The sequence below is a fragment of the Rathayibacter sp. AY2B5 genome (assembly GCF_002931645.1).
Lineage (GTDB): Bacteria > Actinomycetota > Actinomycetes > Actinomycetales > Microbacteriaceae > Rathayibacter.
Window position 1 is genome coordinate 1 of record NZ_PSUE01000029.1, and the last position, 23,143, is coordinate 23,143.

Genomic DNA, 23,143 nt, shown 5'->3' on the forward strand with positions numbered 1-23,143 from the left:
CGCCGCCGCAGAAGGCGTTCGGCGGCTCCGTCCACCCCACGATCCTCGCGGCGGCCGCTCTGCTCGGCATCGACGAGGTCTACGCGGTCGGGGGCGCCGGAGCCGTCGCCGCACTGGCCTACGGCGTCGACTCGATCGGGCTGGATCCCGTCAGCATCATCACCGGGCCGGGCAACGTCTGGGTCACCACCGCGAAGCGCCAGGTGCTCGGCCAGGTCGGCATCGACTCCGAGGCGGGCCCGACCGAGATCCTCGTGATCGCCGACGACTCCGCCGACCCGCGCCTTGTCGCCGCCGACCTGGTCAGCCAGGCCGAGCACGACGAGGCCGCCTCCGCGGTCCTGGTCACCGACAGCGCCGAGCTCGCCGCCGCCGTCGAGCGCGAGGTCGCCGCCCAGGCCGCTGCCACCCACCACGCGGAGCGCGTGGCCATCGCACTCGACGGCCCGCAGTCCGCGCTCGTGATCGTCGACGACCTCGAGCTCGCCTGCGCGTTCAGCGACGCCTACGGCCCCGAGCACCTCGAGCTGCACACGGCCGACCCCGTCGCGACGGCCGAGCGGATCCACGACGCCGGCGCGATCTTCCTCGGTCCGACCACCCCGGTGAGCCTGGGCGACTACCTCGCCGGCTCCAACCACGTGCTCCCGACCCTCGGGCAGGCGCGCTTCTCCTCCGGGCTCGGCGCCTACACCTTCCTCCGGCCGCAGCAGCTGATCTCGTACGACCGCGGTGCGCTCGAGCGCGTCGCCCCGCACATCCGCGCTCTCAGCGACGCCGAGGCGCTGCCCGCCCACGGCGACGCCGTCGACGCCCGCTTCGCCTGAGACCGAGAGGCCCTCGATGTTCTGCCCCTTCTGCCGGCACCCCGACTCCCGAGTGATCGACTCGCGCACGAGCGACGACGGCCTCTCGATCCGCCGCCGCCGGCAGTGCCCGTCGTGCGGCCGGCGCTTCTCGACGACCGAGACCGCGAGCCTCGTCGTGATCAAGCGCAGCGGAGTCGTGGAGCCGTTCAGCCGCGAGAAGATCGTCAGCGGCGTCCGGAAGGCCTGCCAGGGCCGGCCCGTCACCGACACCGATCTCGCCGTCCTCGCGCAGCGGGTGGAGGAGAGCATCCGCTCCACGGGCGCGTCGCAGATCGACGCGAACGACATCGGCCTCGCCATCCTGCCGCCGCTGCGCGAGCTCGACGAGGTCGCCTACCTCCGCTTCGCGAGCGTCTACCAGGCGTTCGACTCGCTGGACGACTTCGAGTCGGCGATCACCCTGCTCCGCGCCGAGCGCACCTCCGTGCCCCACAGCGCCGACGAGATCTGAGGCCCGGGTGTACCCGCTCCTGTTCCGCACCGTCCTGCGCCGCCTCGACCCGGAGCGGGCGCACCACCTGAGCTTCCCGGTGATCCGGGCCCTCGGAGCCCTCGCTCCGGTCCTGCGCCGGACCACCGTCCCGCGCGGAACGCCCGCGGTCGAGACGCTCGGCCTCCGCTTCGAGACCCCGTTCGGCGTCGCGGCCGGCTTCGACAAGGACGCCACCGCGGTCCTGGGCTTCGGCGCGCTCGGCTTCGGACACGTCGAGGTCGGGACCCTGACCGCTCGGGCGCAGCCGGGCAACGACCGGCCGCGCCTCTTCCGGCTGATCGCGGACCGCGCCGTCGTCAACAGGATGGGCTTCAACAATCACGGCGCCGAGGCCGCGGCGCAACGGCTGATCCGGCTGCGCAGCGCGCGCCGCCGCCCCGTGATCGGCGTGAACATCGGCAAGAGCCGGGTGGTCGAGGTGGACGACGCGATCGAGGACTACCTGATCAGCACGCGCCTGCTCGCGCCGCTCGCCGACTACCTCGTCGTGAACGTCAGCTCGCCGAACACCCCCGGGCTCCGCGGCCTGCAGGAGATCGACCGCCTCGAGCCGCTCCTCGCGGCCGTCAAGGACGCCGCCGACACGACGCCCCTGCTGGTCAAGATCGCCCCGGACCTCTCCGACGACGAGGTCGGCCGGGTCGCCGAGCTCGCCGTCCGCCTGGGTCTGGACGGGATCATCGCGACCAACACCACACTCTCCCGGGAGGGCCTCTCGACCGACCGCGCCGTGGTCGAGGCGGCCGGCGCCGGCGGCCTCTCCGGTGCCCCGCTGGCCGCGCGCTCGCTCGAGGTGCTCCGCGTGATCCGCGGCGTCGTCCCCGCGGCCTTCTGCGTGATCTCCGTCGGAGGAGTCGAGACGGCCGAGGACGTGCGCGAGCGCCTCGACGCGGGCGCCACCCTCGTCCAGGGCTACACCGCCTTCATCTACCGCGGGCCCCTGTGGGCTCGGGACATCAACCGGGGACTGGCCCGCGCCTCCTGACCCGCCGTGCACCACGAAGGGCCCCCGGAGCCGCGCGAGGCGCGACCGCAGGGGCCCTTCGTGGTCCGCCGTCCGACTACTCGGGGAAGGCGCGGCGCTTGACCTGGGGCTTCGGCAGTCGCATGACGCGCAGCTGGAGGGCGCGCATCGCGGCGTACCAGCGGATGCCCTTCTCGACCTTGTCGGCGCCGTAGCGCTCGGCGAGCTTCCGGCGCATCCGCATGCCGAGGAGGATGCAGTCGATCACCGCGAGGAGGAAGAACACCCAGAGGATGACGAGCGTCGCGTACTGCAGCTCCGGCTGCGGGAAGAAGCTCAGCAGCAGGACGACGACCATCACCGGGATGAGGAACTCGCCGAGGCTGAAGCGCGCGTCGACCCAGTCGCGCACGAACTTGCGCTGAGGACCCTTGTCGCGCAGCGGCAGGTAGCGCTGGTCACCGGCGGCCAGGCCGATGCGGGCCTGCTCGCGTGACACGGCGGCCTTCTCGCGGGCGTCGCGGGCGGCCTGCTTGCGGTCGGTGACGACCAGCGGACGCTTGCGGGCCAGCTCCTGCTCGCGCCGGGTCGGCGTCGGCCGGCCCTTCCCGGAGCCGGGCGAGCCGGCGTCGTCGGGCGTGTCGGTTGCGATCGGGTGCTTGGCCACGGGGAACGTCCTTGGAATCGGGGGTCTCTTAAGATTACCTCCATGGCTCACGACGCTCCGACTCCGCCCGCACTCTCCTCCGACGAGGAGGCCGTCCTCGCCGCCGTCCGCGACGATCTGCCGCGCTCGCTCGCCCAGCTCGGGCAGCTCGTGCGGATCCCGTCCGTCTCGTGGGACGGCTTCGACGCCACCCGCGTGGCCGCCAGCGCCGAGGCGATCGCCGAGCTCGCGCGCGAGACGGGCGTCTTCGACGACGTCGCGATCCACAGCGCCACGATCGACGGCACCGACGTGCTCGGCCAGCCTGCCGTCCTGGCCACCCGCGCCGCCCGCAACGGAGCGCCGACCGTCCTCCTCTACGCCCACCACGACGTTCAGCCGCAGGGCGCCGAGTCGGCGTGGGAGACGCCTCCGTTCGAGCCAACCGTGCGCGGCGACCGCCTGTACGGGCGCGGTGCCGCCGACGACAAGGCGGGAGTCGTGTCCCACCTCGCCGCGGTGCGCGCACTCCGCGAGGTCGCGGGCGAGGACCACGACCTCGGGCTCGTCCTCTTCATCGAGGGGGAGGAGGAGTTCGGGTCGCGCTCGTTCCCCACCTTCCTCCGCGAGCACCACGACGCCCTCCGCGCGGATGCGATCATCGTCGCCGACAGCGACAACTGGGACGTCGACACCCCCGCGCTGACGGTGGGCCTGCGCGGCAACGTCACCTTCACCCTCACCGTCAGCACTCTCGCGCACGCCTCGCACTCGGGCATGCTCGGCGGAGCGGTCCCGGACGCGATGCTCGCGGCGGTCCGCCTGCTCGCGACGCTCTGGAACGAGGACGGCTCGGTCGCCGTCGCCGGCCTCACCGAGCACGACGGAGCGGTGCCCGAGACGACCGAGGAGGACCTCCGCCGCGACTCCGGGCTGCTCGACGGGGTCTCGCCGATCGGCACCGGCGCGATCCTCTCGCGCCTGTGGTCGAAGCCGGCCGTCACGGTCACCGGGATCGACGCGCCCAGCGTCGTCGACGCCTCCAACACCCTCGTCCCGTCCGTGCGCGTGAAGATCAGCGCCCGCATCGCCCCCGGCCAGGACGCGGAGGAGGCGTTCGCCGCCATCGAGAGCCACCTCCGGGCGAACTCCCCGTTCGGCGCCCACCTCGCGATCGAGGACGTCGACACCGGCAGTCCGTTCCTGGTCGACGCGACCGGCTGGGCCGTGGACCTGGTGAAGGGCGCGATGGCGGACGCCTGGGGACGCGAGCCTCTCGAGACCGGGATCGGCGGGAGCATCCCGTTCATCGCCGACCTCGTGCGCGAGTTCCCCGAGGCGCAGATCCTCGTCACCGGTGTCGAGGACCCCGACTCGCGCGCGCACAGCCCCAACGAGTCGCTGCACCTGGGCGTCTTCAAGCGCGCCGCGCAGACCGAGGCGCTGTTCCTGCTCCGCGCCGCCGCTCACCGCGACTGACCACCGGTCGTGGAATACCCGGGTGACCACCCGGGTTGCAGCCGTAGAATCCCGGAAGGCACGACGACCGTTCCGCCCGTCCCCTGAGGAGTGACATGTCAGACACACTGACCGACCAGACGGCGACCCCCCTCGCCACCCCGCCCAGCGCGGCCCACGGCGTCTCGATGACCCCGACCGCCGCCGCCAAGGTCAAGAGCCTGCTCGAGCAGGAGGGCCGCGACGACCTGCGCCTGCGCGTCGCGGTGCAGCCCGGCGGCTGCTCCGGCCTCATCTACCAGCTCTACTTCGACGAGCGCACCCTCGACGGCGACGCCGCGGTGGAGTTCGAGGGCGTCGGCCTCGTCGTCGACAAGATGAGCGTCCCCTACCTCGACGGCGCCTCGATCGACTTCGAGGACACCATCCAGAAGCAGGGCTTCACCATCGACAACCCCAACGCGGGCGGCAGCTGCGCCTGCGGCGACAGCTTCCACTGACGCCGCGCGGCCCCGGGCCGCAGCGCCTCCGAACGGCGTCCGACAGTCCACTCCGGTGGCCCGTCGGGCGCCGTTCGTCATGACTGCACCACTCGACCGGGACGTCAAGAGCGGGTCGTCGTGCACCGGGCCGCCGGAGCGGAAGGGTAGGCTGGGGCCGGTCTAATACAGTTTCGTGTGAACTGGTCCCCAGTCTTCCGAAAGGTCACCGGTGCGCTTCAATCGCCGAATCCGCAGATGGGTCGCTGCCCCCGTCGCAGGAGCCCTCGCCCTCGTCCTCGCGGGCTGCACGCAAGAGCAGCTCCAGGGCTGGCTCCCCACCGAACCCGGCACGACGAACCACGTCGACCGCGTCATCGGACTCTGGGTCACCTCCTGGATCGTCCTGCTCGCCGTCGGCGTCGTCACGTGGGGTCTCACCATCTGGGCGGTGGTCGTCTACCGCCGTCGCAAGGGGCAGACCGGCCTGCCGGTCCAGCTGCGCTACAACATGCCGATCGAGATCTTCTACACGATCGTGCCGCTGATCCTCGTGATCGGCTTCTTCGCCTTCACCGCGCGCGACCAGGCCGCGATCGAGCAGCCCTACGACGACCCGGACGAGACCATCCAGGTGTACGGCAAGCAGTGGGCGTGGGACTTCAACTACGTCGACGAGGACGTCTACTCCGCCGGCATCCAGGGCCAGTACCAGGAGGGCGGGGACGCCGCCGGCTCGCTCGTCGAGTCCGAGATCCCCACGCTCTACCTGCCCGTCGGACAGAAGATCAAGATCCAGCTCGACGCGCGCGACGTGATCCACTCCTTCTGGGTCGTCGACTTCCTCTACAAGAAGGACATGATCCCCGGCAAGACGAACTACATGTACGTCACGCCTCTCAAGGAGGGGACCTACGCGGGCAAGTGCGCCGAGCTCTGCGGCGAGTACCACTCCGCGATGCTCTTCAACGTCAAGGTCGTCTCGCAGGGCGAGTACGACGACTACATCCAGTCGCTGCGCGACGCGGGCCAGACCGGTCAGCTCGGCGCCGAGTACAACCGCAATTCGAACCTTCCCGGAACCGGCGCGCCGGCCCGCGAGAACGAGGAGTAAGGGAGCATGAGCACCGCCACGGCACCCCGCCCGACGCGCACCGCCGGCACTCCGCCGGTCCAGCGCAAGGCGAACGTCCTCGTCCGCTGGATGACGTCGACCGACCACAAGGTCATCGGGTACATGTACCTGATCACGTCGTTCATCTACTTCTGCATCGCCGGCGTGATGGCCCTGGTCATCCGCGCCCAGCTGTTCGAGCCCGGCCTGAACGTGGTCGAGACGCGCGAGCAGTACAACCAGCTGTTCACGATGCACGGCACGATCATGCTGCTGATGTTCGCGACGCCGCTCTTCGCCGGCTTCGCCAACGTCCTGATGCCGCTGCAGATCGGCGCCCCCGACGTCGCGTTCCCCCGCCTCAACGCCTTCGCGTACTGGCTCTACAGCTTCGGCTCGCTCATCGCGGTCGCCGGATTCGTCACCCCGCAGGGTGCGGCGTCCTTCGGCTGGTTCGCGTACGCGCCACTGTCGAGTACGACGTTCTCACCAGGGCTCGGCGGCAATCTCTGGGTCTTCGGCCTCGCGCTCTCGGGCTTCGGCACGATCCTCGGCGCGGTGAACTTCATCACGACGATCATCACGATGCGCGCTCCCGGCATGACGATGTTCCGCATGCCGATCTTCACCTGGAACATCCTGGTGACGTCGATCCTCGTGCTGCTCGCGTTCCCGGTGCTCGCCGCCGCGATGTTCGCCCTCGGCGCCGACCGCGTGTTCGACGCACACATCTACGATGCTGCCAACGGCGGGGTCCTGCTCTGGCAGCACCTGTTCTGGTTCTTCGGCCACCCCGAGGTGTACATCATCGCGCTGCCGTTCTTCGGCATCGTGTCCGAGGTCTTCCCGGTCTTCAGCCGCAAGCCGATCTTCGGCTACAAGACGCTGATCTACGCGACCATCGCGATCGCCGCCCTCTCCGTGACGGTGTGGGCGCACCATATGTACGTCACCGGATCGGTCCTGCTGCCGTTCTTCTCGCTGATGACGATGCTCATCGCGGTTCCGACCGGCGTGAAGATCTTCAACTGGGTCGGCACCATGTGGCGCGGATCGGTGACCTTCGAGACCCCGATGATCTGGGCGATCGGCTTCCTGATCACCTTCACCTTCGGTGGACTCACCGGCGTGATCCTCGCGTCGCCCCCGCTCGACTTCCACGTCTCGGACTCGTACTTCGTGGTGGCGCACTTCCACTACGTCGTGTTCGGAACCGTCGTCTTCGCGATGTTCTCGGGCTTCTACTTCTGGTGGCCGAAGTGGACCGGCAAGATGCTGAACGAGACGCTGGGCAAATGGCACTTCTGGCTGCTGTTCATCGGCTTCCACACCACCTTCCTCATCCAGCACTGGCTGGGCGTCGTCGGCATGCCGCGCCGCTACGCCAGCTACCTCCCCGAGGACGGCTTCACCTGGATGAACCAGGTGTCGACGGTCGGAGCGATGATCCTCGCGGTGTCGCTGATCCCGTTCTTCCTGAACGTGTACATCACGGCCCGCAAGGCGCCCAAGGTGACGGTGAACGACCCGTGGGGCTTCTCCCGGTCGCTCGAGTGGGCCACCTCGTGCCCGCCGCCCCGCCACAACTTCACCTCGATCCCGCGGATCCGCAGCGAGGCCCCGGCGTTCGACCTCAACCATCCCGAGGCCGGCATCCCCGTCGGAATCGGTCCGGCGAAGGATGCTCCGGACGCCCCCACGTACGACAAGTCCGAAGGCACGGTGAAGTAGGGCCATGCGCGCCAACGTCAATCTCTTCTGGCTCCTCGCGGGCTTCTTCCTCCTCGCCGACATCACGTACATCGTGTGGTCGCTGCTCGACACGGGCCAGGTGGAGTGGGTCGGCACCGTCGGCATCGGCCTCTCGGCCGTGCTGGGCGCGTTCATCGCGTTCTACGTCGGCCGCGTCCACAAGGCGCAGGGTGCCGAGCTCCCCGAGGACCGCCTCGATGCGGATATCGATGACGGAGACCCCGAGCTGGGCTTCTTCAGCCCGTGGAGCTGGTGGCCGCTGATCCTGGGCGGTTCCGCGGCCCTCGGATTCCTCGGCCTGGCCGTGGGGTTCTGGATCACCTACATCGCCGTCGGACTCTTCCTGGTCGCCATCGCCGGCTGGGTGTACGAGTACTACCGCGGGTACTTCGCCCGCTAGGGCGCATCGCTCGGCCGAGGGCCGGGTGCACGAGGGCTTCGGCTCCGTGCACCCGGCCTTTTCGCTTATCCAGGAGGAAGGGACACGCGGTCGGGACCCGGTCGGCTCGGCCGTTCGGCTTCGTGCAGGGGCGTCGCTCGCCGATCAGTGGGGGATCGAGCCTCCCGGTGAGAGCAGGGACATCCGGGTGAGAGCCGGGAGTGAGGGCCGGGGCCGCTCAGTGAGGGATGACGAGCTGAGCGGGATCTCTCTTGGTGTCCTGCTGGCAGGACACAGAGGCGTTCCGCGCGGAGGCGCACGTTTGGGAACATCCGACTGCCCGCGACGCGGAAGCTCGCAGGGGAGCGCAGCGGGCGGCGTCGAGCAGCAGCGTCGGGCCGCGTCGTCACCCTTCCAGAGCAGCGCTGCGACGGCTCCTGCTCCGGTCACGGGTGAGCGGGCTACGCCTGTGGCGGCTCTCCTGTGCGCTTGTGGGTGTGCCGGCGGTGGTGGCCACTACGGTCGCCGATACTGCTGCGCCTGCGGCCGTACTGGGCCTGCCGCGCCTGTTCTGGCGCCTGCGCTGCCCTACGGACTCCTGCACACCGTTCCGACCCCAGCGGAGCCCGCACCCCGGCGGAACCGCGGGCGCCCCTGCGGCTCTTAGAGTTCCTCGGTACGTCTAGCGGGTCGTGCCGGTCGGTGCGAGCACAAGGAGCCTGAGACGCCGCTGCAGCGACGGTCGTCGAGGCCCGGAGGTCGCCTCCTCTGGCTCACCGGCGAGCGTCGCCGTCGCCGATCACAGAGGGCTCGGCCGTGAGCGGGGGAGGGCAGTCCTGACAGGCCTGCTGAGAATGGGTGCCCTCGAACCGATGCCGAGTGTCTCGACGTGGACGGGGACGGGGAGCTCATCGGACGACGACACTGCGACTATGCAGACAGGCTGGATCACTCGGTGATCCGAGGGAGGCGGACGTCTCCAGCTCGGCGGTCAGATGGCATCTCGTGATCCGCGGAGCGGGGGCCTCGCCGTCCGGAGGATCGCCTCACGTTCCTGCCGGCTTGTCGCCGTCGAGGCGCTGTGATCCGGTCTCACCGGCTCTCGGTCCACCGCCGACCTCCACCGCGCCGGAGGACAGGCGCCGCCCCGCTGCAGGAACGACGAAGGGCCCGGACGAATGAACGTCCGGGCCCTTCGGGGGGAGGATCAGTGCTCGCTGTGCGAGCTCTCGAGCTCCTTCTGGGTGACGGGGGTGATCCGGTCCTCGAAGAACCAGCGGGAGAGGCCGGCGCGGACGCGCTGCGGGGCGGTGATGCGGCCACGCGAGTCCGGACGGATCATCAGGGGCTCGTACTCGTCCTGACCGACGAGCTTCCAGCGCTCGTACTCGTCGAGCTGCTGGTGCACCTCGATGAACTCGCCGCCGGGGAGGCGGACGATGCGGCCAGACTCGAAGCCGTGCAGCGCGATCTCGCGGTCCTTCTTCTGCAGCGCCAGGCAGATGCGCTTTGTGATGAAGTACGCGATGAACGGACCCGCGATGAGCAGGAACTGCAGGCTGTGGATCACGCCCTCCATCGTGAGGTGGAAGTGCGTCGCGATGAGGTCGGACGAGGCGGCGGCCCAGAGGACGGCGTAGAAGCTGACTCCGGCGGCGCCGATCGCGGTGCGGGTCGCGGCGTTGCGCGGGCGATCGAGCAGGTGGTGCTCGCGCTTGTCACCGGTGATCCACGCCTCGAGGAACGGGTAGAGCATGACCACGGCGATGAACAGTCCGAGACCGACGAGCGGGATCAGGATGTTGAACGACAGGGTTCCGATGCCCGGGATGGCCCACTCGAGTCCCGGCGGGACGAGGCGCAGGGCGCCGTCGGCGAAGCCGATGTACCAGTCGGGCTGGGTTCCCGCGGAGACGGGCGAGGGGTCGTACGGGCCGTAGTTCCAGATCGGGTTGATCGTGAACAGCGAGGCGATGAGGACGACGACGCCGAAGACGATGAAGAAGAATCCACCGGCCTTCGCGGCGTAGACCGGCAGCACCGGGTAGCCGACGACGTTCTGCTCGGTCTTGCCCGCACCGGGGAACTGGGTGTGCTTGTGGACGACCACGAACACGAGGTGCAGGGCGATGAACGCGAGCACCAGCGCCGGCAGCAGCAGGATGTGCAGCGTGTAGAGGCGGCCGACGATGTCGGTGCCCGGGAACTCGCCGCCGAAGAGCAGGAACGAGATCCAGGTGCCGACGATCGGGATGCCCTTGACCATGCCGTCGATGATGCGGAGGCCGTTGCCCGAGAGCAGGTCGTCGGGGAGCGAGTAGCCGGTGAAGCCCTCGGCCATCGCGAGGATGAAGAGGACGAAGCCGATGACCCAGTTGAGCTCGCGGGGCTTGCGGAACGCACCGGTGAAGAAGATGCGCAGCATGTGCAGGCCGATCGAGGCCACGAACAGCAGTGCCGCCCAGTGGTGGATCTGCCGCATCAGCAGGCCGCCGCGGATGTCGAAGGAGATGTCGAGCGAGGACGACATCGCCGCCGACATCTCGATGCCCTTGAGGGGCAGGTAGCTGCCCTCGTAGTGCGTCTCGACCATCGAGGCCTGGAAGAAGAAGGTGAGGAAGGTGCCCGACAGCAGGATGATGACGAAGCTGTAGAGCGCGACCTCGCCGAGGAGGAAGGACCAGTGGTCGGGGAAGATCTTGCGACCGAACTCCTTGACGACCGCGGAGATGCTCGTGCGCTCGTCGATGTAGTTCGACGCTGCTCCGACGTACCCCTTCTGGAACTTGCCGGATCCGAGGATGACGCCGTCCTCGGGCTCCGCGGGGGAGCTGGAGGGGCGTGAGGGGGTGGTGGTGGACATGTGAGTCATCGCTCCCAGAAGGACGGTCCGACGGGCTCCGTGAAGTCGCTTCTGGCGACCAGGTAACCCTCGGCGTCGACGGTGATGGGGAGCTGCGGAAGCGGACGCTTCGCCGGGCCGAAGATGACGGCGGCCTCGCGCGTGATGTCGAATTGCGACTGGTGGCACGGGCACAGCAGGTGGTGGGTCTGCTGCTCGTACAGCGCCACAGGGCAGCCGACGTGCGTGCAGATCTTGGAGTAGGCGACGATTCCGTCGTAGTTCCAGGTCTCGCGACCCTCACTGACGATGAGGTCCTCCGGCTTCAGGCGCATCAGGAGGACAGCGGCCTTGGCCTTCTCCTCCAGCTTGCCCTCGGCGTCGTTGAGACCCTCGGGGATGACGTGGAAGGCGGATCCGAGGGTGACGTCCGATGCGAGGATCGGCGCTCCCGACGGGTCCAGGGTGAGCCTCGTGCCCTCTTCCCACAGGGTGGTCTTGAGGAGGGCGACGGGGTTCTGGTCCTGCGGGCCGAGGCCCCGGAACAGGATCACGGCGGGCAGGGGGAACACGACGAGGGAGGCGATCAGGCTGTTCCGGACGAGGGAGCGGCGGCCGAAGCCGGACTCCTTGTCGGACTGGTCGAAGATCTCGAGCGCACGGGCGCGGGTGGGCTCCGCGCTGCGGACGGGGTGGCGGATGTCGATGCCCTCGTGGTCCGACATCAGCTGCTTGCCCCAGTGGACGGCGGCGATGCCGATGCCCAGGAGCGCGAGGGACATGCCCAGGCCGATGAACAGCGTGTTCAGCCGGACCGACGCGACGTCCTCGGTGATCGGGAACGCCATGTAGGCGGCGACCGCGAAGATCGAGCCCGCGAAGGAGAGGTAGAAGAGCGTGTACACCGTGCGCTCGGCACGCTTCTCGACCTTGGGGTCGAGGTCGGTCATCCGGGGGCGGTGCGGCGGGAGGCCCGGGTCCTGGACGCGGTCCCGCGTCACGACCGCGGTGCCGGCCGGAGCCGTTCCGTGCCCGGTGGCCGACGAGGTGGCGAGGTCCGTGCCACCCTCATCGTGCTCTGCCATGGTTCTCCTTTTCACGCCGTGTCGGCACCAGTCGGTGCCGTGGGTCAGTCGCGCCCGTCAGGGCGCTGCAGTCGTCTAGTTGGATCGGGCGGTGATCCACACCGTCAGGGCCACGATCGCGCCGAGGCCGAAGATCCAGAGGAACAGGCCCTCCGCGACCGGCCCGAGGGAGCCGAGCGCGAATCCGCCCGGGGACGGGTTGGCCTCGATGTACTTGAGGTACGAGATGATGTCGCGCTTGTCCTCGGGCGAGATGTTCAGGTCGTTGAAGACCGGCATGTTCTGCGGGCCGGTGACCATCGCCTCGTAGATGTGCGCCTCGGTCACGCCGCCCAGCGGGGGAGCGAACTTGCCCTCGGTGAGCGCGCCGCCGGCTCCGGCGACGTTGTGGCACATGGCGCAGTTGATGCGGAACAGCTCGGCGCCGTTCGCCGCGTCGCCCTGTCCGTCGAGGACCTCGCCCTCGGGGATCGCGGGGCCGGGGGCCAGCGACGCGACGTAGGCGGCGAGCTCGCCGACCTGCTCGTCGGTGAACTGCACCGGCTTCTCGAGCGCCTGGGGGCCGTGCATCTGCATCGGCATGCGGCCGGTGCCGACCTGGAAGTCGACCGACGCCGCGCCCACTCCGATGAGGGAGGGCGCGTTGTCGGTGCCCGCGGCGTCGAGGCCGTGGCAGGTGGCGCAGTTCGCGGCGAAGAGCTTCGAGCCCTCGTCGATCGTCTGCTGGCTGGTGGACGACGTCTCCGCGGAGGCGGACGTCGCGACGCCGACCGCGGCGTAGGTCCCGCCGGTGAGCCCGAGGCCGATGGCGATCAGGGCCAGGGTTGCGAGCGGGTGGCGGCGACCCTTCTTGGCTCGGCTCTTCGTCTTCGGGGAGGCCATCGAGGCGTCCTTCCTGCGGGGGTCGGGAGTGGAGTGGGGCATCGGCGGGCGCGTCACTTGAGGAAGTAGATGACGGCGAACAGGCCGACCCAGACGACGTCGACGAAGTGCCAGTAGTACGAGACGACGATGGCGCTCGTCGCCTCCTTGTGGCCGAAGTTCTTGACCGCGAAGCCGCGGCCGATGACGAGGAGGAACGCGATGAGGCCGCCGGTGACGTGCAGGGCGTGGAAGCCGGTCGTCAGGTAGAAGGCGGAGCCGTAGGCGTTGCTGGAGAGCGTGACGCCCTCGGAGACGAGGGTCGCGTACTCGAGCACCTGGCCGGAGACGAAGACCGCGCCCAGGGCGTAGGTGAGGAAGAACCACTCGACCATGCCCCACTTGAACGGGCTGAGGCCCGTCGCACGCGGCTGCAGCCGCTCGGCGGCGAACACGCCGAACTGGCAGCTGAACGACGAGGCCACGAGGATCACCGTGTTCACGCCCGCGTAGGGGACGTTGAGGATCTGGGTCTCGGCGCCCCAGAGCTCGGGAGAGGTGCTGCGCAGGGTGAAGTAGATGGCGAAGAGGCCCGCGAAGAACATGACCTCGCTGCCCAGCCAGACGATCGTTCCGACCGCGACCGGGTTGGGTCGGTTCACTACGGGCGCGGTGGCCGTGGGGGAGAGAGAGGTGCTCGTCACACAGACCATTATGGCCGATGGCAGGGGAGGGAAGTCGCACTAGCCGGGAGGCGATCCTCGTCGCATAATCTGGGAGCCATGTCGGAAACCCTGTCCTGGCCGCACGTTCTCAGCGCACTCCTCGAGTCCTCCGATCTGAGCGTCTCCGAGGCGACGTGGGCCATGGAGCAGGTGATGGAGGGCGCGGCGACTCCGGCGCAGCTCGCCGGACTGCTGGTGGCCCTCCGGGCGAAGGGCGAGACCGTCGACGAGATCGTCGGCTTCCGCGACGCGATCCTCGACCACGCGGTGCCGCTGGACGTGGACCCGATGGCCCTGGACATCGTCGGGACGGGCGGGGACCGCTTCGGGACCGTCAACATCTCCTCCACCGCGTCGATCATCGCGGCCGCCGCCGGCACGCCCGTCGTGAAGCACGGGAACAAGGCCGCGTCCTCCTCCTCCGGCTCCTCCGACGTGCTCGCGGCACTCGGGGTCGACCTCTCCCTCTCCCCCGAGCGGGTGGCCGAGGTGTTCCGGCGGACGGGGATCGCCTTCGTCTTCGCGTCCCTCTTCCACCCCGGCTTCCGGCACGCCGGTCCGGTGCGCGCCGAGCTGGGCGTGCCGACGGTGTTCAACTTCCTCGGCCCGCTCTGCAATCCGGCGCGTCCCGAGGCCTCTGCGGTCGGGGTGGCGCACCTCGACCGGGTGCCGCTGGTCGTCGGCGTGTTCCGGACGCGCGGGGCGACGGCTCTGGTGTTCCGCGGGGACGACGGCCTCGACGAGCTCACGACCACGGGTCACAGCCACATCTGGGAGGTGTCGCGCGGCTCCGTGGTCGAGCACGACCTCGACCCGCGCGACCTGGGCCTGCCCCGCGCGCGGATCGACGAGCTGCGCGGCCGCGACGCCGCCTACAACGCGAGCGTGGTGCGCTCGGTGCTCGCGGGAGACGGCGGCCCCGTCCGCGACATCGTCCTTCTGAACGCGGCCGCGGGCCTCGCGGCGTTCGACCTGGCGCGCGACCCGGATCTGGTGCGCACGCCCGTCCTGGAGCGCCTGCGGACGTCGATGGACCGCGCGGCGGAGGCCGTCGACTCCGGGGCCGCCACGGCCAAGCTCGAGGAGTGGGTCCGCGAGACGCAGCGCGCCGTCGTCCCGCTGCCGTAGGCGCGAGCGCAGGGCGTAACGTGGGGCTGCTGTCCGCGACGGTGCGGGCGGCGATCCACCACGCGCCGGATCGCCCGCAGGTCACGGGACGCCCGAGTGGTGGCCCGATCCTGGAGGAGACCTCGATGAAGAAGCTCATCAACGACCCGAAGAACGTCGTCACGGAGTCGGTGGCCGGCTTCGGCCTGGCGCACGCCGACCTGGTCCGGGTGGTGTCGGATCCCCTGTTCGTGGTGCGGGCCGACGCGCCCCGCTCGGGCAAGGTGGGCATCGTCAGCGGAGGCGGCAGCGGGCACGAGCCGCTGCACGCGGGCTTCGTCGGATTCGGGATGCTGGACGCCGCCGTCCCCGGTCCCGTCTTCACCTCGCCCACGCCCGACCCGATCGTCGCGGCCACGCAGGCCGTCGACGGCGGCGCGGGTGTGCTGCACATCGTGAAGAACTACACGGGCGACGTCCTGAACTTCGAGACCGCGGCCGACCTCGCCGGCGCCGAGGGGATCGAGGTGCGCAGCGTGATCGTCGACGACGACGTCGCGGTGAAGGACTCGCTCTACACCGCCGGCCGCCGCGGCGTGGCCGGCACCGTGCTGGTCGAGCGGATCGCGGGCGCCGCGGCCGAGCGGGGCGACTCCCTCGACGAGGTCGCGACGATCGCCGAGACGGTGATCGCCAACGTGCGCTCGATGGGCGTCGCCCTCACGCCGTGCATCGTCCCGCACGCGGGCGAGCCGAGCTTCGAGCTGGGCGAGGACGAGATCGAGATCGGCATCGGCATCCACGGCGAGCCCGGCCGGGAGAAGATCGCGCTGGAGCCGGCCGACCGCATCGTCGACCGGATCCTCGGCCCGATCCTGGAGGACCTGCCGTTCTCCTCCGGGGACGAGGTGCTGCTCCTGGTGAACGGCATGGGCGGCACGCCGCAGATCGAGCTGTACCTCGCCTACCGCCGCGCAGCCGAGGCGCTGGCCGAGAAGGGGATCACCGTCGCACGCAGCCTCGTCGGCAACTACACGACGTCGCTCGAGATGCAGGGCTTCTCGCTCACCGTCCTCAAGCTCGACGACGCTCTGACCGAGCTGTGGGACTCCCCGGTGCAGACCGCGGCGCTGCGGTGGGGACGCTGAGCGCCCGCGCGCACACCATGACCGGAACGACAGCCGCAGGAGCGGCCCACGAGGAGGAGACGACCATGCAGGACGCACAGGGAGCCGGGCTCGACGCGGCGTGGGCGACGGCGTGGATACGCCGCGCCGCCGAGTCGATCGCGGAGCACCGGGTCGAGCTGATCACGCTCGACCGGGCGATCGGCGACGGGGACCACGGCGAGAACATGGACCGCGGCTTCCAGGCCGTGGTCGCGAAGCTGGACGGGGCGCCGGAGCAGGGGCTCCCGGCGGACGTGCTCAAGCTGGTCGCGACGACGCTCATCTCCACCGTCGGCGGCGCCTCGGGCCCGCTGTTCGGCACGGCGTTCCTGAAGGCCTCCGCCGCGGTCGCGGGCGAGGACGCGCTCGAGGGTGCGGACGTCGCAGCGCTCCTGGCCGCGGCGAGGGACGGCATCGTGCTCCGCGGCAAGGCCGAGGTGGGCGACAAGACGATGGTGGACGCGTGGACGCCGGCGGTCGACGCGGCCGCGGCCGCCGCCGAGGAGGGAGCGGCTCCGGCCGACGTCCTCGCCGCGGCGGCGGAGGCGGCGCAGAGGGGAGCGGAGTCGACGGACCCGCTGGTCGCCCGCAAGGGACGCGCCAGCTACCTCGGCGAGCGCGCCATCGGGCACCGTGATCCCGGCAGCGTGTCGACCGTTCTCCTGCTCCGCGCAGCAGCCGAGGCGGCGGCGTGAGCGTCGGGCTGGTCCTGGTCTCGCACAGCGCGCAGCTGGCGGAGGGGCTGGTCGAGCTCGCGGAGCAGATGGCGGCCTCGGTCGCGCTGGTCGCCGCGGGCGGGACGGACGACGGCGGCATCGGCACCAGCTTCGACCGCATCACGGCGGCCCTGGCGGAAGCGGACTCCGGCGAGGGGGTCGTCGTCCTCTGCGACCTCGGCTCGGCGATCATGACGGCGGAGACCGCGGTCGAGTTCCTCGACGACGACGCGCGCGCCCGGGTCCGGATCGCCGACGCCCCGCTGGTGGAGGGGGCGGTCGCGGCCGCCGTCGCCGCGGGCACGGGGGCATCGCTGGACGAGGTGCTCGCCGCCGCGGAGTCGGCCCGGGGCGAGGCGCTCGCGGCTCCCGCCGAGGAGGCTCCGCCCGGTGACGAGCGCGTGCAGCGCCGCGTCCGCCTCATCAACCCGAACGGCCTGCACGCCCGTCCCGCGGCCGACTTCGTCACGCTCGCCGCCACCTTCGACGCCCGGATCGACGCGAACGGCAAGGACGCCACGAGCCTGCTCGGCGTGATGTCGCTGGGGCTCGACCGCGGGGACGAGGTCGTCCTCTCGGCGTCGGGGCCGCAGGCCCAGGAGGCGGTCGGCCGGCTCGGCGATCTGGTCGAGTCGGGCTTCGGCGAGGTGTAGCGCGCCGTCGACCGGTCCAGGGACCGCGGAGGCGCCTCCTCCTACGCTGAGCACATGGCCCTCCGCGGAACCCGACCCCCGTCCGTCCTGCTCCGCCGACTCGTCACCGTCCCGCGCGTCGTGCGCCGGGCGGACGCTCGTGCGGCCCGGCGGCTGAACGCCCGTCGACCGTCGACCGTCGTCGACGGGGCGCTCGTGGGGCTCTCCCGGGCCGCGGACCACGGAGTCCTCTGGGCCGGCGTCGGCGTTCTGCTGCTCCTGGCGGGCCGTCCCCGCGAGGCTCTGCGGGGGACCGCCTCGCTCGCCGCGGCCAGCGCGCTCGCGAACCTGGTCGGCAAGCGCGTGTTCGGCGGCGACCGGCCGCTCCTCGTCGACGTCCCGGTCGGCCGGCGCCTGGCGACGGTGCCGACGTCGGCGTCCTTCCCCTCGGGGCACGCGGCGAGCGCCGCCGCCTTCGCCGCCGGGGTCGCGCTCGAGTCGCCCCGAGTGGGGGCGGCGGTCGCCCCGCTCGCCGCCGCCGTGGCCTTCTCCCGCCTGCACGTCGGCGTCCACTGGCTCTCGGACGTCCTCGGCGGCGCGGCGCTCGGCGCGGCGGTCGCGGTCGTCGGCCGAGCCGTCCTGCCGGCCGAGCCGCGCCACGTGCCCGTCTCGGAGCGCGCGACCCGGCCCCCCGTCGACCGCAGCCCGCTGGGGGACGGCGCCGCCCTCCTCGTGGTCCTCAACCCCGGCGCGGGCCGGGACTCGCACCGCCCCGATCCCGAGCCGCTGGTCCGAGCCCGGTTCCCGAAGGCGCGCGTGCACCGGCTGACCGAGGGGGAGGACCTCGCCGACGTGGTGCGCGAGGCGCGCTCGGGGGACTCTCCGCCCCGGGTGCTCGGGACCTACGGCGGGGACGGCACCATGTCGGTCGGTGCCGCTCTCGCCCGCGCCGAGGGGATGACGCTGCTCGTGCTGCCGGGCGGGACCATGAACCACTTCGCGAAGGCGCTGGGGCTGCTCACCGTCCAGGACGCGCTCGACGCGGCGACGATCGGCGAGCGCCGCGATGTCGACGTGGCCGAGGTCGTCGCGGACGGGGGAGAACCGGTCACGGTGCTCAACACGGTCTCGATCGGCGTCTACCCGGAGTTCGTCGCGGCCCGCGAGAAGCGCGAGAAGCGGATCGGGAAGCCGCTCGCCGCCGTGATCGCGGCCCTCTCGGTCGTGCGGCGCACCGATCCGTTCGAGCTCCGGCGCGACGGGCGCACGCAGCTCGTCTGGTCGTACTTCGTCGGGGTGAACCAGGAGCACCCGCGCACGGCCGCCCCGCTCGCCCGGCGTCGGCTCGACGACGGCCACCTCGACGTGCGCATCCTGCACTCAGGACGGACTCCGCGCACTCGGGGAGCGTTCTCGCTCCTGCTCGGCCGTACGGCGACCCCGGTGGTCGGCCGTGTGCCCGGCTGGCGGGCACCGGTGGTGGAGTCGTTCTCGACGCCGGAGATCACCGTCGGCGCGCGCCGGCCCGCGGGGGACGACCCCGAGTGGGCGCACGACGGCGAGACCGAGCGCTTCGACGGCTCCCGCGACGGATTCGACGAGGCCGTGGTGCGGATCGTGCCGCTGGGCCTGCGGGTCTACGCGACCGCCGACTAGGGAGCGGTGCCGGCCCGGTCCCCGCCGTCCGGATCCGCCAGCAGCTCGGCCAGCGCGTCGAGGGCGGCGACCTGCCCGGCCACCACCAGCGAGCGGGCCTCGTCGAGCGGGTGCCACCGGGCGTCCTCCAGCTCGGGGAAGCTGCGCAGCACGCCGGAGCCCCGCGGCCACTCCAGCTCGAAGGTGTTGCTCGCGACGAAGGCGGTGTCCGCGAGTCCGCGCCCGGCGAAGACCGTGACGGTCTTGGCCGCGCTCTGCCGGAACGCACCGAGGAGGGTCAGCTCCCCGTCGGGCGGAGGAGCGCCGGTCTCCTCCTCGAATTCTCGGCGCGCGGCGTCCAGCGGCGTCTCGTCGCCCGTGTGCACGCCCTTCGGGATCGTCCACGCGCGGGGGCGCCGGGTCCAGAAGGGGCCGCCCATCCGCCCGAGGAACACCTCGGTGCCGGAGGGGCCCTCGCGGTGCAGCAGGATCCCCGCGCTCGTCACCGCGGCCATCGCGTCTCTCCGGTCATCCCGCCATCCTGCCCCGCGCCCGTGGAAGGATCGGCAGGACCCGCCCGCGACCGCACGGAGTGAACCATGCACGACCACGAGATCCTCCGACAGCTGCGCGACGCGCTCGGCGACGCGGTCCTGACCGAGGGCCCCCGGTTCGAGGCCGTGCACACCGACAAGTCGGGCTTCTCCGCACCGGGCCGCGCGCTCGCGCTCGTCGCTGCCCGCTCGGTCGAGGACGTGCAGGCGGCGCTGCGCACAGCGACGGAGCACCGGCTCCCGGTCGTGCCGCGCGGAGCGGGAACGGGCCTCGCTGCCGGGGGAGTGGCGAGCGGGGGAGCGCTCGTCCTCTCGACCGCCGCCATGGACCGCATCCTCGAGGTGTCGCTCGAGGACGAGCTGGCGGTGGTCGAGCCCGGGGTCATCAATCAGGCGCTGTCGGACGCCGTCGCTCCGCACGGCCTCGTCTTCTCGCCCGACCCCGCGAGCCGCGCGATCTCGAGCATCGGCGGCAACATCGCGACGAACGCCGGGGGGCTGCTGTGCGCCAAGTACGGCGTGACCCGCGAGGCGGTGCTCGGGTTGACGGTCGTCCTCCCCGACGGACGCCTGCTCCGCACCGGCCGCCGCAGCGTGAAGGGAGTCACCGGGTACGACCTCACCGCGCTCCTGACCGGCTCCGAGGGGACGCTGGGCGTCATCGTGGAGGCCACCGTGAAGCTCCGCCCGATCCCGACCGGGCGCGTGGTCACGGTCGGCGCGTACTTCCCGAGCGTCGTCGCCGCGGCCGCCGCCTCCGCCGCGATCACCGCCGCGCGGCTCCGTCCCGCGGTGATGGAGCTGATGGACGAGGCGGCGCTCGCCGCGATCTCGCGCTACACCGGAGCGATGCTGGACCGCGGTGCCGCCTACCTCCTCGTCCAGACGGACGGCGGAGGAGCGGCGGAGGAGTCGCAGCGCGTCCTCGAGATCGTGACCGCCTCCGGGGGCGCCGCCGAGGCGACCGAGGACCCGGCCGAGGGTGAGGCTCTGCTGGCCGTCCGCCGGGCCTTCCACCCGGCGCTCGAGGCGGAGGGCCGGGTGCTGATCGAGGACGTCTGCGTGCCCCGCTCCGCGCTGCCGGCGATGTTCGCGGCGATCCGCGGCATCGAGGAGCGGACGGGGCTCAGGATCCCCACCGTCGCCCACGCGGGGGACGGGAACCTCCACCCGAACTTCGTGCTGCCCGCGGGGGACGGACCCGTGGGGGAGGACGTCTGGGACGCCGCCGCGGAGCTCTTCCGCACGGCCCTGGCCCTCGGCGGCACGCTCACGGGCGAGCACGGCGTGGGACTGCTCAAGCGGCGCTGGCTGGCGGAGGAGCTGGGCGAGGACTCGCTGGCGCTCCAGCGCGGGATCAAGGCCGTGTTCGACCCGCTGGGGATCATGAACCCGGGGAAGGTCTTCTGAGGAGGGCGCCCCGGGCTACAGCAGCTCGGCCGTGATCATCGAGGCGGTGAGCACGATCGTCGCCGCGGACATCAGCCAGTAGAGGACCGTCTCGCGCCAGGACCCGGCGGAGCCCAGGACGGGCAGCGCGGCGTAGCCGCCGGTGGTCCAGACGTGGCGCAGCGGTGTCCGGCGCAGGCGCCGCGGCAGGCGCACGCGCAGCGGCCACAGCCAGTTGATCCCGCCGGTCGTGAGGGCGTCGCCGGCCACGTGCACGAGGTAGCCCAGCGTCGCGGCGACCCGGAGCCACGCCCAGGTGCCGTCGGCGAGCGCGACGAGCAGGACCGTGACGACCGTCGCCCCGGCCCAGGCGATGCGCCAGGAGGGGGCGGCCCGGACGGCCTTCGCGGCGAACGCGAGGGCGGGCAGCGTGAGCACGGCGGCCACGGCGACGGGGCCGACGACCGGCACCGGGAAGCGCAGCGCCGTGAGCACCGGCACCAGGTACCAGACGACGGCGACCGCGAGCAGCGAGTGCATCCCGTGCCGGTGCCCTCCGCTGATCCGGCCCGCGGTCGCCGTGAGCAGGGAGGCGCCCGGCGCCGAGCGGGAGACGGTCGCGCTCGCGTGGTCCGCGTCGGGCACCAGGGCCCAGCCGGCGGCGACTCCGAGGCCGACCAGTCGGAGGTCGAGCGGGAGACCCGCGAGGCCGAGGGGCCCGGCGACGGCGGGCACGGAGGCGGCGACGGCCCAGGCGAGCGCACCGGAGACGGCGTGCGAGCGGCCCATCATCGCGGGTCGGCTCCTTCGACTGGGCGCTGCGAGGCCGGAGGACGACCGCGGCGGCACGAGAGAACCCCCGGCCGAGTGCGTGAGCACGGACCGGGGGTGAGGGTGGGCGATACCGGACTCGAACCGATGACCTCTTCCGTGTGAAGGAAGCGCGCTACCAACTGCGCCAATCGCCCAGGGGGACGTGCTGGACGACCCGAGAGACGATCGTAGCGGATCCGCGGGGCCCGGATGCACCGCCGACGCCCGCCACGCCCGGGTGAACGGACGGCGACGAGCCGGTTTCGCGCGGAAAGACGCGGATCGGACTCCGAGCGGCGGGATCGGCGTCCGCTCGATTTGGATTCCGGCGCCGCTGTCGTATACATTCTTCTAGGTCGAGCCGGGCAGCGAAAGCGCCGGACAGACAGCAAGACAGCACGACACGCAAAACGGTAACACCAGTACGACCTACATGCGGATGTGGCGCAGCGGTAGCGCATCACCTTGCCAAGGTGAGGGTCGCGAGTTCGAATCTCGTCATCCGCTCGAACACCGGTCCTCGGACCGGCGTCATCGGGACGGCACCCTCGGGTGCCTCCCACCTGGTCGGCCTTCGGGCCGCCGACACCGAATCCCGTACACGGTGGATTGGCCGAGAGGCGAGGCAGCGGCCTGCAAAGCCGTATACACGGGTTCGAATCCCGTATCCACCTCGATCGTTCACCGAACGAGGCGCTCCGCGCGGAGCAACGGGCGATTGGCGCAGCGGTAGCGCGCTTCCCTGACACGGAAGAGGTCACTGGTTCGATCCCAGTATCGCCCACCACGAGAACCCCCGGCCCCTGGCCGGGGGTTCTGTCGTTCCCGGCTCCGGCGCTACCCTCGCAGGATGCCCGCCCCGATCCCCGTCGACGACCAGGGCACCCTCCTGCGGCTCGTCTCGCGGGACGACGGACCGGCCCTCGCCGCCGCGTACCGGCGCAACCGCCGGCACCTCGCGCCCTGGGAGCCGACGCGCTCGACCCGCTTCTTCGAGGCGGGGGGCCAGACCGACGCCGTCGCGGACGCGCTCGCCGCGCACCGGGCCGGCAGCGTCCTCCCGCTCGTCCTCGACGCGGGCGGCGTGATCATCGGTCGGCTGACTCTCGCGAACATCGTCCGCGGCGCCTTCGACAGCGGCGATCTCGGCTACTGGCTCGACAGCGGTCTGCAGGGCCGCGGCGTGATGACCCGCGCGGTCGGAGCCGTCCTGCGCACCGCGCGTGAGGATCTGGGGCTGCACCGCGTGCAGGCCGGGACGCTCCTCCACAACGTCGGATCGCAGACCGTGCTGCAGCGCAACGGCTTCGAGCGGATCGGCGTCGCGCGGCGCTACCTGCGGATCGCCGGGGAGTGGCAGGACCACGTCCTCTTCCAGGCGCTGCTCGAGGGCGGCCCGCTCCAGCCTCCGCCGACTCCGCTCGTCTAGGGTGAGCGGCGCCGGCCTTCTCCCGGCGCTCC

At 71.5% G+C, this 23,143-nt stretch carries 22 protein-coding genes and 4 tRNA genes; 18 read left to right on the forward strand and 8 right to left on the reverse strand.

Annotated features, from left to right (window positions below; genetic code table 11):
- The 3 genes from hisD to C5C30_RS14960 form a co-directional block, all read left to right on the forward strand.
- Positions 1-827 (forward strand): histidinol dehydrogenase (hisD, locus tag C5C30_RS14950; RefSeq protein ID WP_104334010.1); only part of this gene is annotated, 827 nt, incomplete at its 5' end.
- 16 nt (positions 828-843) lie between these two features.
- The gene (gene nrdR / locus C5C30_RS14955; protein ID WP_104224657.1) at positions 844-1,320 is read left to right on the forward strand and encodes a transcriptional regulator NrdR; all 477 of its coding nucleotides are present in this window, start codon (positions 844-846) and stop codon (positions 1,318-1,320) included.
- Positions 1,321-1,327: 7 nt separating this feature from the next.
- Entirely contained in the window at positions 1,328-2,347 is a 1,020-nt protein-coding gene (locus C5C30_RS14960; protein WP_104224656.1) for a quinone-dependent dihydroorotate dehydrogenase, read from the forward strand.
- A 76-nt stretch (positions 2,348-2,423) separates the two neighbouring features.
- On the opposite strand, the gene C5C30_RS14965 is transcribed toward C5C30_RS14960, so the two are convergent.
- A complete protein-coding gene (locus tag C5C30_RS14965) occupies positions 2,424-2,993 on the reverse strand; it encodes a DUF3043 domain-containing protein (protein ID WP_181027102.1) in 570 nt (189 codons plus the stop codon).
- A 42-nt stretch (positions 2,994-3,035) separates the two neighbouring features.
- Between C5C30_RS14965 and C5C30_RS14970 the strand changes: the two genes are divergently transcribed.
- From C5C30_RS14970 to C5C30_RS14990, 5 genes are all read left to right on the forward strand, one after another.
- Complete coding sequence (locus tag C5C30_RS14970) at positions 3,036-4,451, forward strand: dipeptidase (protein WP_104225360.1); 1,416 nt, start codon at positions 3,036-3,038, stop codon at positions 4,449-4,451.
- 95 nt (positions 4,452-4,546) lie between these two features.
- Positions 4,547-4,930 carry an iron-sulfur cluster insertion protein ErpA gene (gene erpA / locus C5C30_RS14975; protein ID WP_104224654.1) on the forward strand — a complete coding sequence of 128 codons (384 nt, stop codon included), beginning with the start codon at positions 4,547-4,549 and terminating at the stop codon, positions 4,928-4,930.
- A gap of 211 nt (positions 4,931-5,141) precedes the next feature.
- Positions 5,142-6,023, forward strand: a complete 882-nt coding sequence (gene coxB / locus C5C30_RS14980; protein WP_104224653.1) for a cytochrome c oxidase subunit II — start codon at positions 5,142-5,144, stop codon at positions 6,021-6,023.
- Between the two features lie 6 nt (positions 6,024-6,029).
- Entirely contained in the window at positions 6,030-7,754 is a 1,725-nt protein-coding gene (gene ctaD / locus C5C30_RS14985) for a cytochrome c oxidase subunit I (protein WP_104224652.1), read from the forward strand.
- Between the two features lie 4 nt (positions 7,755-7,758).
- On the forward strand, positions 7,759-8,175 hold the full coding sequence (locus tag C5C30_RS14990; protein ID WP_104224651.1) for a cytochrome c oxidase subunit 4: 417 nt from the start codon (positions 7,759-7,761) through the stop codon (positions 8,173-8,175).
- Between the two features lie 1,186 nt (positions 8,176-9,361).
- Here C5C30_RS14990 and C5C30_RS14995 read toward each other — a convergent pair.
- The 4 genes from C5C30_RS14995 to C5C30_RS15010 all read right to left on the reverse strand — a co-directional run bounded on the left by C5C30_RS14995 (position 9,362) and on the right by C5C30_RS15010 (position 13,655).
- A complete protein-coding gene (locus C5C30_RS14995) occupies positions 9,362-11,017 on the reverse strand; it encodes a ubiquinol-cytochrome c reductase cytochrome b subunit (RefSeq protein WP_104224650.1) in 1,656 nt (551 codons plus the stop codon).
- A 5-nt stretch (positions 11,018-11,022) separates the two neighbouring features.
- The gene (locus tag C5C30_RS15000) at positions 11,023-12,081 is read right to left on the reverse strand and encodes a ubiquinol-cytochrome c reductase iron-sulfur subunit (protein ID WP_104225358.1); all 1,059 of its coding nucleotides are present in this window, start codon (positions 12,079-12,081) and stop codon (positions 11,023-11,025) included.
- A 75-nt stretch (positions 12,082-12,156) separates the two neighbouring features.
- On the reverse strand, positions 12,157-12,963 hold the full coding sequence (locus C5C30_RS15005; RefSeq protein WP_104224648.1) for a c-type cytochrome: 807 nt from the start codon (positions 12,961-12,963) through the stop codon (positions 12,157-12,159).
- 53 nt (positions 12,964-13,016) lie between these two features.
- Positions 13,017-13,655: a heme-copper oxidase subunit III gene (locus tag C5C30_RS15010; protein WP_104224647.1), complete on the reverse strand. Its 639-nt coding sequence runs from the start codon at positions 13,653-13,655 to the stop codon at positions 13,017-13,019.
- Positions 13,656-13,724: 69 nt separating this feature from the next.
- Here C5C30_RS15010 and trpD point away from each other — a divergent pair, with 69 nt between their 5' ends.
- The 5 genes from trpD (at position 13,725) to C5C30_RS15035 (ending at position 18,947) form a co-directional block, all read left to right on the forward strand.
- Positions 13,725-14,795: an anthranilate phosphoribosyltransferase gene (trpD, locus tag C5C30_RS15015; protein ID WP_104225357.1), complete on the forward strand. Its 1,071-nt coding sequence runs from the start codon at positions 13,725-13,727 to the stop codon at positions 14,793-14,795.
- Positions 14,796-14,920: 125 nt separating this feature from the next.
- A complete protein-coding gene (dhaK, locus tag C5C30_RS15020) occupies positions 14,921-15,922 on the forward strand; it encodes a dihydroxyacetone kinase subunit DhaK (protein WP_104224645.1) in 1,002 nt (333 codons plus the stop codon).
- 65 nt (positions 15,923-15,987) lie between these two features.
- On the forward strand, positions 15,988-16,638 hold the full coding sequence (gene dhaL / locus C5C30_RS15025; RefSeq protein ID WP_104251072.1) for a dihydroxyacetone kinase subunit DhaL: 651 nt from the start codon (positions 15,988-15,990) through the stop codon (positions 16,636-16,638).
- Positions 16,635-17,312 (forward strand): dihydroxyacetone kinase phosphoryl donor subunit DhaM, encoded by a 678-nt coding sequence (gene dhaM / locus C5C30_RS15030; protein ID WP_104256172.1) that lies wholly within the window; start codon positions 16,635-16,637, stop codon positions 17,310-17,312. The genes dhaL and dhaM overlap by 4 nt, the downstream gene beginning before the upstream one ends.
- A gap of 54 nt (positions 17,313-17,366) precedes the next feature.
- On the forward strand, positions 17,367-18,947 hold the full coding sequence (locus tag C5C30_RS15035) for a bifunctional phosphatase PAP2/diacylglycerol kinase family protein (protein WP_104334011.1): 1,581 nt from the start codon (positions 17,367-17,369) through the stop codon (positions 18,945-18,947).
- Here C5C30_RS15035 and C5C30_RS15040 read toward each other — a convergent pair.
- Positions 18,944-19,441 carry an NUDIX domain-containing protein gene (locus tag C5C30_RS15040; RefSeq protein ID WP_104225352.1) on the reverse strand — a complete coding sequence of 166 codons (498 nt, stop codon included), beginning with the start codon at positions 19,439-19,441 and terminating at the stop codon, positions 18,944-18,946. The genes C5C30_RS15035 and C5C30_RS15040 overlap by 4 nt on opposite strands.
- 84 nt (positions 19,442-19,525) lie before the next feature.
- Between C5C30_RS15040 and C5C30_RS15045 the strand changes: the two genes are divergently transcribed.
- On the forward strand, positions 19,526-20,890 hold the full coding sequence (locus C5C30_RS15045; protein WP_104334012.1) for an FAD-binding oxidoreductase: 1,365 nt from the start codon (positions 19,526-19,528) through the stop codon (positions 20,888-20,890).
- 15 nt (positions 20,891-20,905) lie between these two features.
- On the opposite strand, the gene C5C30_RS15050 is transcribed toward C5C30_RS15045, so the two are convergent.
- Positions 20,906-21,661, reverse strand: a complete 756-nt coding sequence (locus tag C5C30_RS15050) for a metal-dependent hydrolase (protein ID WP_104269509.1) — start codon at positions 21,659-21,661, stop codon at positions 20,906-20,908.
- A gap of 103 nt (positions 21,662-21,764) precedes the next feature.
- Positions 21,765-21,837: transfer RNA gene (locus C5C30_RS15055), tRNA-Val, on the reverse strand.
- Positions 21,838-22,117: 280 nt separating this feature from the next.
- Here C5C30_RS15055 and C5C30_RS15060 point away from each other — a divergent pair.
- The 4 genes from C5C30_RS15060 (at position 22,118) to C5C30_RS15075 (ending at position 23,111) form a co-directional block, all read left to right on the forward strand.
- Positions 22,118-22,189: transfer RNA gene (locus C5C30_RS15060), tRNA-Gly, on the forward strand.
- Between the two features lie 96 nt (positions 22,190-22,285).
- Positions 22,286-22,356, forward strand: a tRNA-Cys gene (locus tag C5C30_RS15065).
- Between the two features lie 38 nt (positions 22,357-22,394).
- Positions 22,395-22,469 (forward strand) — tRNA-Val (locus C5C30_RS15070).
- Positions 22,470-22,532: 63 nt separating this feature from the next.
- Complete coding sequence (locus C5C30_RS15075; RefSeq protein WP_104334013.1) at positions 22,533-23,111, forward strand: GNAT family N-acetyltransferase; 579 nt, start codon at positions 22,533-22,535, stop codon at positions 23,109-23,111.
- Positions 23,112-23,143: the final 32 nt, after the last annotated feature.

What these genes read in the sequence shown, in the direction of transcription:
- nrdR (WP_104224657.1), top strand. Translation starts at nt 844, where the DNA reads ATGTTCTGCCCCTTCTGCCGGCACCCCGACTCCCGAGTGATCGACTCG.
- C5C30_RS14970 (WP_104225360.1), top strand. Translation starts at nt 3,036, where the DNA reads ATGGCTCACGACGCTCCGACTCCGCCCGCACTCTCCTCCGACGAGGAG.
- erpA (WP_104224654.1), top strand. Translation starts at nt 4,547, where the DNA reads ATGTCAGACACACTGACCGACCAGACGGCGACCCCCCTCGCCACCCCG.
- ctaD (WP_104224652.1), top strand. Translation starts at nt 6,030, where the DNA reads ATGAGCACCGCCACGGCACCCCGCCCGACGCGCACCGCCGGCACTCCG.
- C5C30_RS14990 (WP_104224651.1), top strand. Translation starts at nt 7,759, where the DNA reads ATGCGCGCCAACGTCAATCTCTTCTGGCTCCTCGCGGGCTTCTTCCTC.
- C5C30_RS14995 (WP_104224650.1), bottom strand. Translation starts at nt 11,017, where the DNA reads ATGTCCACCACCACCCCCTCACGCCCCTCCAGCTCCCCCGCGGAGCCC.
- C5C30_RS15000 (WP_104225358.1), bottom strand. Translation starts at nt 12,081, where the DNA reads ATGGCAGAGCACGATGAGGGTGGCACGGACCTCGCCACCTCGTCGGCC.
- C5C30_RS15005 (WP_104224648.1), bottom strand. Translation starts at nt 12,963, where the DNA reads ATGGCCTCCCCGAAGACGAAGAGCCGAGCCAAGAAGGGTCGCCGCCAC.
- C5C30_RS15010 (WP_104224647.1), bottom strand. Translation starts at nt 13,655, where the DNA reads ATGGTCTGTGTGACGAGCACCTCTCTCTCCCCCACGGCCACCGCGCCC.
- trpD (WP_104225357.1), top strand. Translation starts at nt 13,725, where the DNA reads ATGTCGGAAACCCTGTCCTGGCCGCACGTTCTCAGCGCACTCCTCGAG.
- dhaK (WP_104224645.1), top strand. Translation starts at nt 14,921, where the DNA reads ATGAAGAAGCTCATCAACGACCCGAAGAACGTCGTCACGGAGTCGGTG.
- dhaL (WP_104251072.1), top strand. Translation starts at nt 15,988, where the DNA reads ATGCAGGACGCACAGGGAGCCGGGCTCGACGCGGCGTGGGCGACGGCG.
- C5C30_RS15035 (WP_104334011.1), top strand. Translation starts at nt 17,367, where the DNA reads ATGGCCCTCCGCGGAACCCGACCCCCGTCCGTCCTGCTCCGCCGACTC.
- C5C30_RS15040 (WP_104225352.1), bottom strand. Translation starts at nt 19,441, where the DNA reads ATGGCCGCGGTGACGAGCGCGGGGATCCTGCTGCACCGCGAGGGCCCC.
- C5C30_RS15045 (WP_104334012.1), top strand. Translation starts at nt 19,526, where the DNA reads ATGCACGACCACGAGATCCTCCGACAGCTGCGCGACGCGCTCGGCGAC.
- C5C30_RS15050 (WP_104269509.1), bottom strand. Translation starts at nt 21,661, where the DNA reads ATGATGGGCCGCTCGCACGCCGTCTCCGGTGCGCTCGCCTGGGCCGTC.
- C5C30_RS15075 (WP_104334013.1), top strand. Translation starts at nt 22,533, where the DNA reads ATGCCCGCCCCGATCCCCGTCGACGACCAGGGCACCCTCCTGCGGCTC.